Here is a 16,320-nt window from a genome sequence, read left to right on the forward strand (position 1 = left end):
AATTTAGAAGTATTACAGATAAGAGGACGTTTTACTGAATACCCTTTAGAATATGAAAGTTTTGGACATGAAAACCTGAAGACATTAATTATTGAAACAGCAGATTTAAGCGATTATAATCTTGATGAAATTTGTAGTTCAGATTTACCCTCATTAGAATATTTAGAAATTTGGTTAGGTAGACAATTAGAAGATGAAGTTGATAGTTTAAGTTCTATTTTGAATTATGATTCTTTTCCTAATCTTAAATATTTAGGTTTAAAAAGTGGCGAACAAAGCGATCGCCTTGCCCAAGCGATTGTTAATTCTCCTATTTTAGAACATCTTTATGTTTTAGATTTATCAATGGGAACATTAACCGATACCGGGGTAGAAGCTTTATTAAATTGTCCTGAAATCGAACAACTAGATACATTAGATATATCTTATAACGCTGTTTCCGAAGGTGCGATCGGCTTTTTATCAGAACTAGATATTAATTTAATTGCTGATAATCAAGCTGAAGATCCTTATTACAGCGATCGTTATTCTACTCTGCATGAATAGGTTATAAAGGGATAAATAAAAGAGCAAAATTTAGTAAGTTCCAACAAAAATAAATTCATCTCTAATTATTCATAATTTCTTTTAAAAATGTCTCCAAAATTCATTATTATCGCAAACCCAGAAAATCGTCGCATCAGTTTCTTACAACAAGCTTTAGAAAAATTCAATCTTTCCCCTGCAACAGTTATTCCTTATGCTGATTTAATTTCAGAAAAAGAACAACTGAATCGCTTCAATTCTCCTAATCATATTATTCGTTTTGATTCTCCTGAAAGAAACTTTGAAACGGAAAAAGCAGTATTAGCGATGGGTGCGAATTTTCCTGGTAATCACAAACGAATTAGTAAAAAAGATTTAGTTAATTTAGAATTTGATAAAGGACGTATTCGCTATCCTCGTCAATGGTATTTAGGCTGGAAACATCTATTACAACAGTGGGAGAAACAAATACAGTGTCGGGTAATGAACTCTCCCACCGATATTATTACCATGTTCGATAAACCCGCATCTCATCAGTTATTTGTCGATAATAAGATTCCCGTAGCGCGTTCTTTAGGTAAAATAAATTCTTACGAACAATTAAGAGAAGCAATGCAGTTTCAAAATTGTTCTCGCGTCTTTGTCAAACTAGCGAATGGTTCCTCTGCTTCTGGTATTGTAGCGTATCAAATACATCCCAGAGGAGAATCAGCTATTACCACTGTAGAAAGAGTCAGGGAAAACGGGGAAACGCTGTTATATAATTCCCGTCGCATCCGTCACTATACCAAACCCAAAGAAATCGCTGATATTATTAATATCCTCTGCAATGAATCAGTACAAGTAGAAGAATGGCTACCGAAAGCGAGGATAAATAATCGTCCCTTTGATTTAAGAGTTGTCGTAATCGCAGGGGAAGCGCAACATCTGGTTATGCGTATCGGTAAAAGCCCGATGACGAATTTACATCTAGGGAGCGATCGCGATAATTTTGATACTTTTATTAGTATAGTGGGTCAATCTAACTGGAGCGAAATGAAACAGACTTGTGAAGCTGTTGCTGCGGTATTTCCCCACAGTTTATACTGCGGTATCGATTTGTTAGTTTATCCCGATTTACAACGTCACAGCATCATCGAGATTAATGCTTTCGGTGATTTGATACCTGGTACAACTTATCAGGGAGTGGATACCTATACCAGTGAAGTTAAAGCCATGTTAGAACAAATTAACTAACTAAACGTAATTCGACGTTTTTTGATTATTTCTTGCATGGTATATTAATATAATATATTATAATTTGAGGTCATTTATGAATACATCACTATATCTACCCGATGAATTAGCAAAAAAATTAGATAACTATGTCAAAAATCTTCAACCTGGAATTTCTAAAAATAAAGTAATTGCATTAGCTATTGAAGAATTTCTCAATCAAAAAGAGATAGAAAACCAATGGAGTAAAGAAGTAATGGATTGGCAAGGTGTAGAAGGATTTGAACTAGATCGCAGTGAAGGTTTATTGGATATCAATGAAGAGGAATTAGATGTATTTGCTTGATACAACAACGGTTTCTGACTATTTGAGGGGAAATGTAGAAGTATTAAATAAGCTAAAAAGTATTTCACCTCAGCTAATTGCAATTAGTAGCATCACAAAATTTGAAATTGAATATGGATTGAGAAAAAAACCTAGTTTGAGAAAAATTTATCAACCACCCCTTGAAGCAATGTACGCTCAAACTAAAGATATCGAGTTCAATACAATAGTAGCTATTGAAGCAGCCAAAATTAGAGACGAATTAGTAAAAGCTGGAACTCCAATTGGATTAGCGGATTTGCTTATTTCTGCAATAGCAAGATATCACAAACTAATTATAGTCACTAGCAATACCAAACATTTTCTAAAAGTACAAAACTTGCAATTAGAAGATTGGAAATTATAGTTTATTTGATAAGTAATATTCATGTTTAATATGAATCAAATCGTTGGTAAATATGACATCTTATTTATCACTTTAGATACTTTACGTTATGATGTGGCGCAACAATTATTTAAAGCAGGAAAAACCCCTAATTTAGCTAAAGTATTACCCCCGACGGGATGGGAAAAACGACATACTCCAGGAAGTTTCACTTATGCAGCACATCATGCTTTTTTTGCTGGTTTTTTACCGACTCCCACAACACCAGGGATACATCCCCGTTTATTTGCAGTGAAGTTTGAAGGAAGCAGCACCACAACAGAAAATACTTATGTTTTTAATAGCGATAATATTGTTAGTGGTTTAGCAGATATTGGTTATAAAACTGTCTGTATTGGTGGCGTTGGTTTTTTTAATAAATTGACTCCTTTAAGTAAGGTTTTACCTAATTTATTTCAAGAAAGTTATTGGAGTCGTGAGTTAGGAGTGACAGATATTAATTCTACGGAAAATCAAATTAATTTAGCTCAAGAGATTTTAGAAACAACGCCTTTGAATAAAAAACTATTTTTGTTTATTAATATTTCTGCATTTCATCAACCTAATTACTTTTATTTAGACAAGAATAAGCCAGATAAAAAAGATACTATAGAATCTCATGGTGCAGCTTTAGAATATGTTGATCGCCAGTTAAGTAAACTTTGGGATATTATTAAGAAAAAAAACAATTGTACTTTTTGTATTTTATGTTCCGATCACGGTACGGCTTATGGTGAAAATGGTTATACTGGTCATCGAGTTAGCGATGAAACGGTTTGGACTGTTCCTTATTTTGAAGGAATGATTTAGGAAGGATGAAGGATAAATTATAGATGAATTTTATTCTCTTACCGAACAATATCGACAATACTCCCACCATGCGTCTTCTTCCTCTTCAAGCTGTTTATTTGGATCGTAACTACCTTGCGCTCCTATAATTACTTCACAATCTAATTGAAGCAATTGATTGATAGTTTCTGGAAAGCCACGAAGCCAATTTTTAGAAATGTTCAGCGTATCTAATTCATTTATCGCAGAACAATTTAATAAAGCTTCAGCACCTTCTATACCTAAAGTTCCTAAAGATAAATCTAATTCGATTAAGTCTTCTAAAAAAGGAGATTTAACTAACTCAAAAACAATCTCATCTGTGTATTCAGCATTACGCAATCCTAAATATTTTAAATTAGGAAATGCTTCACCTTTAATAATAGGCATTAAATCTTCAATAGTAGAATTTCCACCATAGTAATCTGTTCCTATCAACAATTCCAAATATTCTAATGCTGGTAAGTTTAAAGCACATAAATTGTTAATCGCTTCACGAGGTAATCCACCCGATTCTATTCTGATTGCTTTTAATTTATCGTGCTTCTTCAAAGAGTCAGAACTAAATCTTAAACCTCTACCTCCACGAATATGCAATAATTCTAAATTAGGATATGCTCTTAAAATAGGATTAATATCACCTAACTTTATACTAGAAATCATATTTTCTTTATCTTCTATATCCCCAATAAATAAAGCTTTAATGCTACTTAATTGTAAATTAGCATTAATAAGTATATTCATAACAGAGTTATTATATTCATAACCCCAACAACCAATAACTAATGCTTCAAGCTGACTGACTTTTTCCATATTTATTAATGAAGAAAATTTAGCTTGAAATTCTGGATCATCTTCTTGGTATAACTCGATCCTTAAAGCATAGGCTATATTAATAGGATCGATAATTCCTGTTTCTGGATAGAAGTCTTCAACTTTTCTACTAGCAAAAGTTTTTGCGTGTTCGTAGGGTCGTCTATTCAGATATTCAAAATCAGACCAAAACTTATAATTACTTACAGCAACTTTTGCTTTCTTTTCTTCTCTTTGCTGCAATAATTGATAAGCATTTTTTCTAACTTCTCTGCGATAATTACTCAAAGCATCAATTACCAAATCTAAACCAACTTCACCATAGTTTAATGCTTCTGACAATGCGCTAATTTGGGATTGAATATTATTACTAGCTAAACGACTTTTTAACCCTTCTATTCCTCCCAAGACAACACCATCAATAGGCGGTGGATTATTGCCACCTAACACAGCATCGTATTTTTTAGGTTGATCGAAATTATTATTCATAATTATTTAGAAGAAATAAGGAAGACACAAGCAAGATACTCGCACTATCATAGAACATATTTTAGATTACCCATTTAAGTTTTATTTTTGATTCATCTTCACTATGATTACTAATCATCTCAATAAAATTCCTTCTCTATCAGAATTATTAGCAGCATCGCCTTATCAAACTTATGTCTATTCCTATCCTCATAAAACAGCTTATCGTCCTTTAAATCCACCAATACAGTTATCCGATGTCTGGAGTCGGGAAAACCGCAACGCATTATTTCTCTATATCCATATTCCTTTCTGTGAAATGCGCTGTGGCTTTTGTAACCTGTTTACGATGGTACAGAAAGATGAGGATTTTGTTAGCCAATATGTAGCTACCCTCAAAAGACAGTCGGAACGGGTAAAACAGGCGTTAGGAGAATCAAAATTTGCCCGCTTTGCATTGGGAGGAGGTACACCAACTAGATTACCTTTTCAGGCTTTAAAAGCAGTCTTAGATATTGCTGAGAACACTATGGGTGCTAATTTACAGGCTATACCCTGTTCGGTAGAAGTGTCTCCAGAAACCGCTACTCAAGATAAATTAAACTTGTTACGCGATCGCGGTATTGATCGCATTAGTATCGGGGTGCAAAGTTTCGTCGATACGGAAGTTTTGGCTATTCAACGCCGTCAGGAAGCAACACAGGTAAAAGAAGTTTTAACAAGTATTAAAGACAAGAATTTTCCTACTTTAAATATCGATTTAATTTATGGTTTACCAGGACAAACTATCGATACCTGGTTGTATTCTTTGCAGCAAGCAATCGCTTTTCAACCAGAAGAAATTTATCTTTATCCATTATACGTGCGTCCACTAACGGGAATGGATTGCACTAACAAAGAATGGGATGATATTAGACTAAATTGTTATCGTCAAGGACGAGATTTTTTGTTAGCAAATGGATATCAGCAAATCTCGATGCGGATGTTCCAAAAACCAAGTAATAGTAATATTTCTGCACCTGTATATTGTTGTCAAGCAGATGGAATGGTTGGCTTAGGTTGCGGTGCGCGTTCTTATACGAAACAATTACATTATGCTAGTGAATATGCAGTAGGCGCAAAAGGAATACAGTCGATTTTACAAGCATATCTAGATACTCCTACAGAGTCTTTTGACTATATTAATTACGGCTTTACTTTAGATACTGAAGATCGTCAGCGTCGTTATATATTAATATCTTTACTATCCAATGAAGGTTTGAATATCAAGCAGTATCACCATATCTTCGGTACGGAGTTATTAATTGATTATCCAGAATTGACAGAATTATTAGAGCGTAACTTAGCCATAAAAGATCGAGATACTATTAGCTTAACTGAATTAGGTATCGAGCGATCGGATACGATTGGTTATTGGTTTTTTTCCAATAAAGTACGCAAGCTAATGACAGAGTACGAACTTAAATAATACCAATTCTCAAAAGTAACTGGGTACTTAGGGGTAATATAAAAACTTAGTAATTAATAATGAACAATGAATAATTACCTCTTTCTAAAAAGGAAAGGATTACCCAAAGTAGTTACAGTTTAATGTTGGGTTTCGTTGCCTTTACCTAACCTACAAGATGGCGACCATACTAATAAATTCATAGATTTTCGTATTTATATTGTTCTGGAATTTGATCAAGTTGCTTTTCCAAAGACCAATCATCTGGTCTTTCTCTCGGCTCAAACCATTTTGTACCAGTTTCTAACCATTTTTTTCTATAATGTTGAATTCCTAATAAATTTGAGTCTTCATATCCAAATTCTACTCCACAACAAGGACAAATCTCTCTAGAAGGGTTATCGTTATTTTCTCCCCAAGGAAGATTATAGTATCGAAAACCACAGACTCTGCAAAAGTAAAGTTCTTCATTGTTGACCATGAAAATAAGCCTCATTAGTTGGATAAGAATGTTTGTTTATAGCAATTCTCGGACTCATGAGGTACAGTAGTAGTATAAAGATATTAGTTTAGGTATAATGATAGTATTAAATAAGCGATCTCTAGGATAAAAGAAAGCCAAAAGAATCAAAAAAATGATAAAATAAGTAAGAGAAAATTGAAATTATTACATTAATTAATGCAACCATTATCCTTAGATTTGAGACAGAGAATTATAAATGTACACAAACAAAAAACGCTTTCAGTCAGACAAATAGCAAAACGTTTTGATGTCGCTAAAAGTTGTGTTCAAAAACTAATAAAACAGTACCAAGAAACAGGAAATATTAATCCAAAACCTCAAGGAGGAAATGTATCACCAAAAGTCCAAGGAGAAGATTTAGTAACTCTCGTAGAGATCATTGAAAATAATAACGATGCAACTTTAGAAGAATTATGTGACTTACTTAAAGAGAAAACGAAAATTACTATTAGTCGAGCAACGATGGGAAGAATTAGTCATAATTTGGATTATACAGTCAAAAAGCGGCGAGACCCCGCGCCTTTGTAAGGCGCAAGGGAACGCTCGCCAAGACAAAACTCTTCACGCAGCCGAGAAAGCGCACCGCCTGCGCTGAGGTTTCCTCAGCGTAAAGACGGAGCAAGAAGAAAATGAAGAAGTCCAACTAAAGAGAGTAGAATTTTGGAACAAGATTCGAGATATTAAGGTTGAAGATTTAATTTTCATTGATGAATCAGGCGTTAATCTGGCTATGATAAGACTCTATGCTAGAGCATTGAAGGGAAAAAGAGCGAGAGGATTTAAACCACAAAAACGAGGAAAAAATATCTCTATAATTAGTGCATTATCCCTAAAAAAAGTTGTAGCTTCAGCTAATATTTATGGCTCAGTAGATGGGATAACATTTGAAGCTTTTATTGTTAAAAAGTTAGTACCGCAACTTTGGAAGGATGCCTGTGTAGTAATGGATAATGCTAGGATTCACCTGGGAAACATGGTAACTGAAGCTATTGAAAAAAAGGGAGCAAAACTGATTTATTTATCTCCTTATTCTGAGGACAAGACTGACGAGGTTCCCTCGTCAGCTTGATATGTCCGTCCTGAATTCTCCCCAATTGAAAATTTCTGGTCAAAGATAAAAGCTACCTTAAGAAAACTTAAAGCGCGAACTTATAAAGATTTAATTGATGGGATTTTTGAAGCTATGTTGGCTGTTAGTAAACAAGATATTCGCAACTGGTTTGCTCATTGTTGTTACTGTACCTCATGAGTCTGAGAAACGCTATATATCTGGTTTAAACATTGTTTGAAGCATAAACTGACCATAAATGTAAGGTGGGCATTGCCCACCCTACAAAGATGTTTAAGCAAAAGCAAAATCTGATGCACTTAACTCGCTAGACTCAATGCGTCGTAGGATAGCTAAATCTTGTCCTAACGCATTAATAGTGGTGTCTGCACCATTTTGAGTTAACATCAAATCCTCAAAGGTAAGATCCGTTGCACCAAAACCAATCACATCCTCACCAATAGTAAAGTCAGTGATAGTATTCGCTTCAGTCGGTAAAGTTCCATCATCGGTAAGTAACCAGAATTGATCCATTCCTGATCCACCCGTAATAACATTATTACCCTCGCCGTAACCGAGGAATAACATATCATCTCCTGAACCTGCAAGGATGCGATGATTACTACCAGCAAAAAGGATGTCATCTCCGCTACCTAAGTCAATGCGACTGCGATCGCCACCAGGGGCAAAACTGACATCAACATAATCATCTCCAGAACCGGCAAAAAGCAATTGGTTATCCCCAATAAACTGTTTATCATCAGGAATTTCTGTGTCAAAGAAATCATCACCAGAGGTTCCAAAAACCTTACTGGGAGGGGGTTCGCTGATCACTTCATCAATGATGGTGTCTTCACGGAAATTGAGATTTTGAATTCGAGTATCTTCTGTAATAGCGGTATCAGCTTCATCAAAGGCTTGTTCTGCCGTTGGATAAAATTCAGCCAAATATTCCGCTAAGGCATCTTGTTCGCCCGAAACCACCAAACCAGGAGCATTATCAGGCAGGGATGTAGCCTCTAAGCCTTCTAATGGGGTAACATTTTCAAAGTGGAAAACGGGATAACCGTCCCCACCACCGGCCAAGAAGTCGAGAATCACCATTTTGTAGGTTTGATCAGGAGAAACTTGTAATTCTCCATCCTCAACAATTACCTCTTGAGTGCCATCAGGGTTATCTAAAACTAAGTTACGAATGCGATCGCCTGCAACTTCAACCCCGATCGCATCTCCGTCTCCATCTCTCTCGAAAACAATGGCCGTATTATCAGGATCGTAACTGAAACTAAAGCCCCCAATTTGACCAAACTGGCCAGGAGTTGCTTCTGGTGTCCAACCAGCTACAAAATGCTCAGCTAAATCTTTAATTCCTTGGGCAGAAATGTCAACCACTGACAGTTTATTATCAAATCGTAGGGAGTTACTAACATCCAGTTGAGAAACGTCCCCTTCTTCTTTACCCACTTCTGGGTTAGGTTGGGGTGGTAATTCAACTAATTCATTGGTACCGCCTTCAATGAAAGAAACACCGATCGCATCCCGAATACCACCCCCATTTTTGACAGAAATATCCACATCAATGCCGTATTGACTGGCGTACCAAAGGTTAGCATCGGCAGTAAGGTTTCCTAAGTTGGTTTCTTCGGTGCGAACACTTCCTCGAACGCCATTGAGATAAACTTCCGTGTTACCGAAGATATTGCCATCTTGAGAGTTAATGAATTCTCCTACGTTATCAACAATCTCTACTAATTCAGGATCAGCCACTCCTTTAACTTGGTCAAAGGTGGTAATGTCTTGATCATAGAGACGATCAACCCCAGCAATATCTGTTGCAAAGGTGCCACTGTCATCGCCAATATTGGTAATAACGCCATCAGCATCAAATTCTAAGACTAATTGACCGAGATAGCGATAATTGGCTGCTGTGTTGACTAAATAAATGGGATTATTATCTGCATCCTGGAAGACTTGGGGATAAGGTTGTAAGAATTGAGGAGAGGTTTGAGTTTCGTCTTGTCGTAGGATGTCATCATCATTGGCCATAACTCGATGGGAACCACCACCCATTAATACATCCACATCACTGAGTTTTGCAGCTAAAGCTTGTTCAATCTCAAATTGTTGCAAGTGTGTCATTAAAACAATTTTATTGATGCCTTGCGCCACTAATTCATCAATAACGGGTTGTACATTGTCGGCGATGGTTTGTGCCTGATCTTCGATCTCCGTTACTGTGCTATCCGTTAACATGGTAATGCCACCAATATTAGCAATTTGGGGCAAAATAGGGGTCACAGCACCCACAACGCCGATCTGTTCTCCCCCTATTTCAATGACCACACTACCAGCTAAACTGTTGGGGGTAGGTGCTTCACCATCAGGAACCACAAAATCTTGTAAATTAGAGCTATCTGTAGCATAGTTTAGATTGGTTGCAAGATAAGGGAATGCAGTTCCTGTATAACCGGTATTGGGATCAATACCCACCCCTTGGATGTCTGCGTCAGGAGCAATTAACGTAGCAAACGCATCCGGGCCTGCATCAAATTCATGATTACCAACCGCAGCAGCATCCCAGCCTAATTCGTTTTGAATTAAGATATCTGCAATACCCGGTTCTCCATAAATATCTCGACTGGCATTAAAGAAAGGCCCGGCAATGAATAGATCCCCAGAACTTAATTTAAGGGTGTTATCGTAATCATCTTCTAAAGCATTCATCACCGCAGATAAACCGATCGCATCTTCTAAGGCAGGAATACCGGCTTCTTGGTCAGAAGTATGGAGAATTTGCAGGGTAAAGGGTTCTGTTGTGCTTTCTAAGTCTAAACCGACGATAACGGGATCATGATCGGAGGTACGATAAGGGGTAGAACCGTCAAATAAATCGGGATTTCGTCCAAAATCGAGGTTATAATCCAATGCGTCTGGTTCATCGGCATTAATACGCCATTCTGTTGCCCCGGTTACTTGAGTTTGTAAGGTCTCATTGGCTAAAGCATAATCTAACGTACCGTATTGACCATCGAATAAGAAGGAATAGGCTTCATCTCCGACAAATTGCTCCACTAGGTCAGTATATCCTTGATTTTCCAAGAAAGTGATGGGATCTTCTTGAGCATAGGCGTTGAGATCCCCTGTAATCAAATAATCTGAGTCACCGCTACCAGTGGGATCGCTTTTTAACCAAGCATCTAACGCTTGGGATGCTTCGGTACGACGGAAATTCCAAAATCCTTGACCATCTCCTTGATCAAAGTTGGGATCACTGGTGTCGCTGAGTCCAGATGACCCTTTCGATTTAAAATGATTCACCGCCAGGGTAAAGGTTTCCCCTGTAGCTATTTCTTCAAAGGTAACAGCCAAAGGAACCCGACTGGTAGCGTCTCCTTCAAATATTGGTTCACCGCTTAAATTGAGGTTTAAGGAGGGTAAAAGATCATCCGTTAACAATTCTACGGTAGTATTCGGCGCAACTTGTACCGTGTCTGTTTTGTAAATCGCACCAACTGCGATCGCATCTCCCCCGACATAATTAACACCAGGGTCAACATAGGCGTAAGTTCCGGCACCTACACTATCATTTAAAGCATTAACCAGGGTATCGATGGCAAATTGACCATCTCCATTTTGATCGCCCCCGAATTCGTTTTCTAATTCCGTTAAACCGATAATATCTGCATCTAATGTGCTTAACGTGGTGACTAATTTTTCAATTTGGCGATCAAATTCTTCTGGACTATCAGCCCCACGGGAATCTAAATTATTGGGGCCACTGCCTAAACCGCTACCATCATCTAAGGTGGTGAAAAAATTGAGAACATTAAAGGCAGCCACTTTGAGAGTTCCTCCCACTTCATCAGGAGTCGCAGGACGTTCGTTAACCGCTTGAAAATCAACGCCTTGGTTAGTTTGTAAGCGATAATCTCCAAAACGCTCATCTAACACCCCAGTAACTCCAGTTATGGTGTCTCCTCCTCGTAGGGTATTAGTAGAACTGAGGGGGTTTCCATCCCGTCCAAAAATTAGGGTTTCAGGATTTTGGACTGAACTGCCATCATCGAGAACAATTTGACGTTTGGCGATATCGTCTTGATATTGGGCAAATCCATCCACATCGGGGGCGTTGAATTGGGTATATTGATCAAGACGGCCATCGGTATTGGGTGCGTTGCTGTCCCCATTAGAAGAAAGACGAATTTCTCCAAACCGATCTAAATTGAAGTATTCAGTGACAAATAAGGTGTCAGGAATGGTGGTTAACATCCCTTCAACGGATTCTAGGTCAATTTCTTCTGAAACGGGAAAATTGACGGTTACAGCCGTCGGAAGGGGGTTATTACTGCTAATAATTTCAACATCAGTGATGTTGGTGAGTTCAGTTAAGTTATTAAATTCCGCAACCGTTCCCGTAACTCGAACTAAATCCCCGATATTTACATCAACAGAAGGAGAACTCCCATCAAAGATAAAGATTCCTTCAGAAGTTAAGGGATTATCATCAACATCGGCATCTTCTTCTTGTAAGAAAAACCCACTTAACCCGGTACTCCCTTGAAAATCACCCACAACAACCGCTTCAACAATAACAGTTTCGCTGGTTAAGGGACTTTGGAAACCGTCCCCTTGAATCGTATGAATGAATTCTGCGGTAACATCAGGAGGATTAATTTCAGGTAGGGTTAAACCCGACACAGTAACATTATCGATCCCGTATTCATCCCGACTACCGCTACCACTAACATCGTCTCCTGTCCATTTCAGATAGAAAAAGTCATCGGGGTTTAAACTTATTCCATCAATGGTGGTAGAACGATTAACCGTTTCCCAGGTGGGGGATGTATCCGCTACTTCTGGGGTGGTAAAGTCTAACGCAGCAACGGGGGTATAGGTAACATTATCGGGAGAATAGGAAAAATTAAGAACATTAGCACGAGATTGATCATTAAAGAAGAAAATATCATAGTCTACTTCTACTTCTGTTAAAGTGGTTTCTCCTGTATTTTGTAATCTTAAGACAATTTCCCCTGGAGTAAAGTCACTTCCTGCCGATTGTACCCCTAAAATATTGTTTCCGTTTGCCACTTCAAAGCTATAAAACCCTCCAGTGGTAACACCCCCTGTAGACGTTCCCCTGGCAAAGTCACCAGACGTAGCAGAATCACCAAAATTAAGATCACCATCTGATAAACCGGTGATAATCCAAGCATCGGAATTGAGTAAACCTGAGGTTCCATCAGGAGCAAAACCTATTCCTGTAAATAAGTCAAAATCTTCGATAAACATAGAAAAGTCCTTATTTGTTCTAGTTTTTGAGGTACATAAACAATTGAGGGTTTAATCAGTCCAACTTTTTAATTCTGTTGGCTTTTTTATTGGTTCTAAACTAAGATATAATAGGGTTATTCGTCTTTTTTAAAGACTAGCTTCTTGAGAAAATATTAACTTTATTAAAGAAAAAAAAGATTTTTATGATTAAAAGACAACAAAAAAGCTCTGTTATATTTTGCTTTTTTTTACCACAAAAACCTATTTTTTAGAGTCAATATTAGATGCTTATAAAAACCTTAGTAAATTCCGAATCTATAATAATTCTCTTAATTAAAATTAACGTTATTTTTGGATTAATATATGCTTAAATTTTTTCCAGAAATTTTAACTTCCTTAAGTTTTTTGTATCTTAGGAATTTTCGTAATTTTATAAATAAAAATATAATGAATAGAATACATCAGAGTAATAAGAAGTTTGACAAATAGTTATATCATGAATAATAAGGTAAGTTGAAAATGCGGAATAGTTGAATATCTAAACCGCTTAACATTCAAGAAAATAAAGTTTAGGAATGGCAAGAATTTTGTTTTGCATCCAGATAATTTTAGGGGACAGGGACAAATGGGGAAGATCCCCCTGTAGACACAAACATGGCGATGGAGAAATCACTACTATCTAACTGAGCTTTATTGCTCAATTTAGCAAATTGTCCTCCAGTCCCGAAGCCAGCGATCGCACCATCAGCGTTATAAAAAAGGTTGCCTGTTGTTGTATTATAAACAATCAAAGCATTGCTACTACCAGCTAAACTCGCCTCAAGAGAGCTAGAACTATTAATTGTGGCAAATTCATGAGCCTTAAGGGTTAAATCGCCATTTCTAGTTAATTGATTAAAGGTTCTCTGAGACAAAAGAAGGCGATCGCTCCCTTTGGTAAAATCAGTGATGGTATCGATACCGATAGTGCTAAAGTTAGAAAAATCACCAAAGATCAGGTTATCGTTCCCAACACCACCAGTAAGGGTGTCATTGCCACTACCACCATAAAGGCTATCATCACCAGTACCGCCATTGAGGATATCGTTACCAGTATCACCAGTAAGGATATCATTACCAGCACCACCATTAAGGGTATCATTAAAGCTCGTACCAATCACATTAAACTGTGTGATATTGTTATATCTGAGAATGATTTGACCACCAGAAAGCGTCTGAATAATTGAGTTGTTATTAGGCATATTAATACCAGATCCATTGACAAAATTGCCATGAGTTGCGTTACTGTAATCTAGGATCAAAGTATTATTGCCCGATTCACCATATATAAAGGAGTGAAGCTAAACTCCACTCCCGTCAGTTGCTTATAGCTCAGTTAACGCATTATTGGCACAGACGACTTCATTATCCTCAAAAACTTCGGCTTTTTCCCATATAGACGTAAACATTTCCTTATCGGTTTTTATGTTTCTTGATTGAAAAGAAATGTACCCGTTTTCATCTTTTTCGTTGATAATCATGCGGGTTGTAAAGGAATTTCTGGCGACGGATATGTTTTCAACCACCATCAAATTAGTCTTAGACCAATCATGACAATCAATATTTTGAGCATTAAAGTGACAGAGAAAACGAACTTCTACTCCTGATTTTTTTTGTTCTTCAAGAATGATTAAATGTTCATTTGTAGAATATTCAGGAAGAATAAAAACTCGTTGTATGGGAATACCTTTGGTAACTAACTCTTGATTAACTTCCCAAAATCTCCTGCCTTGATCACTATTCCACCATTCAGGAGTTATCATGCTATGAACAGCAACAATTTTATGATTATCCTTGGTAACATTCATTTGGTTTAAGAGTTGAATCACTTGATGAATGCGAGGTTCTCCACTGATAGTTAATTTGATTTCAGGCAGGGTGGTATTCGTTAAAATTGTTCCCTTAAAGAGCGTTTGGTTGGATTCATCTAACCGAATATCCGTTAAGTTGGCCTCTGTTAAGTTAGCATGACTCAAGTTAGCATGGCTTAAAATTGCCCCCGTTAAATCCGCTTTTGTCAGATTCATACAAGATAAATTAGCATGACTCAAATCACATTCTTTCAAAATAGCATCAGAAAGATTTGCTTCATTATCTCTATCTCTTAAATCAACATGACTGAAATTTAATCGAGAGAAGTTTCTTCTTCCTATTCTGTATAGACTCATCAGTTCCTGTTCATTGTGATTATCGGGGAGATATTCGTCAGGGGCATAAATAGCAATAATCGCTTTAAGGTAAGCAAAGAAATAGGCTTTGATGATGTTTTTATGGGTGTAAATAGTGGTAACTTCTTCTGTCCCATATTTAACGATAGATTTAGCGGTAACAGAACCTTCTTTGCCTGGTTCTAAATTAGCAATATAGATAGATTGCAGTTGGTGTTTAATCTCAACAATATGAGACAAAGCTTTATCGAAAGCGGTAAACAGTGCATTGATTGAACCTGTTTGAAAAGCAGATTCTTGATGACGAGATTGGCCATCTTCATGACAAATAATAACCGTAGCAGATGTTAAGTTATTCTGAGAACAGAGAATTTCAAATTGCTCAATTTTCCATCCTTTAAACAGAGGTAGTTTTTCCTCAAAAAGCAAATTTGCATTAGGTTCTTGCTGTCCGGTTTGGCTAGTTTCTCCTTGTAGGAGAATCGATAATTTTTCAATCATTTTTGCTTGAGTCTTTTTTGTTATTTTTTCCTTGAATTCTTCGGGTGATAAATTATGCTCAAGAGATTGAACGAAAAAAGCAGGAGAGTAAACGAAAGGATAATTACTTCCATTAAAATCTCTATCTCTTAGCGTGATGATACCATCTAAACCATATTTCCTCGCAATCTCAACTTGAATAATCGTTGGGATATTTACGGTAGGATATTTGTTTAGATCAATCTCTTTTAAGTCTATTTGACAAACTTTAAGTTTACTTAGCAACTCAAGAATAAGACGATTTGCCTCTTCTTGTCTTTTTATTTCTTGAATGCGATTCCAAACATTTGTGAGTCCATCCTTACCAATGTATGGATTGATTTTTCCATTAAAAATGGATCTCATAAGCTTGTTAAAATCCTTCTTAAAAGTTTGATTGTCTCTTAAAAAAAATTCTTCAATTGTGTTCCCATCAATCAACATTTTAAGAGCTTCTTTATTTTCTTCTCTCGGTTGAAAAATTTCAAAATTTGCTAAGAAAAAACTAATGTTAATATCAGGATTCTTCAACAGTTTATGAAGACTGAGATTGATTTCATATTGAACAAAAGGATCTTCACTTTCTATGTTATTTCTCAAAGTCCAGAGAGTTTTAATGACTTCTGGAGTAGGACATTCACCCAATTTTCTGATAATTTCAGCACGGCGATCAATGTCAACTTCTTCTTGTAAGTTGTTTAGTAAAT

At 36.6% G+C, this 16,320-nt stretch carries 10 protein-coding genes and 2 pseudogenes; 7 read left to right on the plus strand and 5 right to left on the minus strand.

Annotated features, from left to right (window positions below; genetic code table 11):
• The 5 genes and pseudogenes from CY0110_RS25595 to CY0110_RS25615 form a co-directional block, all read left to right on the plus strand.
• A pseudogene (locus CY0110_RS25595) lies at window positions 1-546 on the plus strand (HEAT repeat domain-containing protein); the annotation flags it as partial.
• A gap of 87 nt (window positions 547-633) precedes the next feature.
• Window positions 634-1,761 (plus strand): STM4014 family protein, encoded by a 1,128-nt coding sequence (locus tag CY0110_RS25600; RefSeq protein ID WP_008278539.1) that lies wholly within the window; start codon window positions 634-636, stop codon window positions 1,759-1,761.
• A gap of 76 nt (window positions 1,762-1,837) precedes the next feature.
• Window positions 1,838-2,086, plus strand: a complete 249-nt coding sequence (locus CY0110_RS25605; protein WP_008278540.1) for a ribbon-helix-helix domain-containing protein — start codon at window positions 1,838-1,840, stop codon at window positions 2,084-2,086.
• Window positions 2,073-2,471 carry a type II toxin-antitoxin system VapC family toxin gene (locus tag CY0110_RS25610; RefSeq protein ID WP_008278541.1) on the plus strand — a complete coding sequence of 133 codons (399 nt, stop codon included), beginning with the start codon at window positions 2,073-2,075 and terminating at the stop codon, window positions 2,469-2,471. The genes CY0110_RS25605 and CY0110_RS25610 overlap by 14 nt, the downstream gene beginning before the upstream one ends.
• 30 nt (window positions 2,472-2,501) lie before the next feature.
• Window positions 2,502-3,299, plus strand: a complete 798-nt coding sequence (locus tag CY0110_RS25615) for an STM4013/SEN3800 family hydrolase (protein WP_198139276.1) — start codon at window positions 2,502-2,504, stop codon at window positions 3,297-3,299.
• A 30-nt stretch (window positions 3,300-3,329) separates the two neighbouring features.
• On the opposite strand, the gene CY0110_RS25620 is transcribed toward CY0110_RS25615, so the two are convergent.
• Window positions 3,330-4,619, minus strand: coding sequence for a hypothetical protein (locus tag CY0110_RS25620; protein ID WP_008278543.1), 1,290 nt, complete (start codon window positions 4,617-4,619; stop codon window positions 3,330-3,332).
• Window positions 4,620-4,722: 103 nt separating this feature from the next.
• On the opposite strand from CY0110_RS25620, the gene CY0110_RS25625 reads away from it, so the two are divergent.
• The gene (locus CY0110_RS25625) at window positions 4,723-6,066 is read left to right on the plus strand and encodes an STM4012 family radical SAM protein (RefSeq protein ID WP_008278544.1); all 1,344 of its coding nucleotides are present in this window, start codon (window positions 4,723-4,725) and stop codon (window positions 6,064-6,066) included.
• 178 nt (window positions 6,067-6,244) lie between these two features.
• Here CY0110_RS25625 and CY0110_RS25630 read toward each other — a convergent pair whose 3' ends face one another.
• Window positions 6,245-6,526, minus strand: a complete 282-nt coding sequence (locus CY0110_RS25630; protein ID WP_008278545.1) for a hypothetical protein — start codon at window positions 6,524-6,526, stop codon at window positions 6,245-6,247.
• Window positions 6,527-6,724: 198 nt separating this feature from the next.
• Here CY0110_RS25630 and CY0110_RS31700 point away from each other — a divergent pair.
• A pseudogene (locus CY0110_RS31700) lies at window positions 6,725-7,817 on the plus strand (IS630 family transposase).
• 93 nt (window positions 7,818-7,910) lie between these two features.
• On the opposite strand, the gene CY0110_RS31585 reads toward CY0110_RS31700, so the two are convergent.
• The 3 genes from CY0110_RS31585 to CY0110_RS25655 all read right to left on the minus strand — a co-directional run.
• On the minus strand, window positions 7,911-12,905 hold the full coding sequence (locus CY0110_RS31585; RefSeq protein WP_008278548.1) for an ExeM/NucH family extracellular endonuclease: 4,995 nt from the start codon (window positions 12,903-12,905) through the stop codon (window positions 7,911-7,913).
• Window positions 12,906-13,495: 590 nt separating this feature from the next.
• On the minus strand, window positions 13,496-14,128 hold the full coding sequence (locus CY0110_RS31495) for a calcium-binding protein (RefSeq protein ID WP_008278549.1): 633 nt from the start codon (window positions 14,126-14,128) through the stop codon (window positions 13,496-13,498).
• Between the two features lie 123 nt (window positions 14,129-14,251).
• The coding region (locus CY0110_RS25655) for a pentapeptide repeat-containing protein (protein ID WP_008278550.1) at window positions 14,252-16,320 on the minus strand (2,069 nt) is incomplete at its 5' end.

This window comes from Crocosphaera chwakensis CCY0110 (assembly GCF_000169335.1).
GTDB classification, from domain to species: domain Bacteria; phylum Cyanobacteriota; class Cyanobacteriia; order Cyanobacteriales; family Microcystaceae; genus Crocosphaera; species Crocosphaera chwakensis.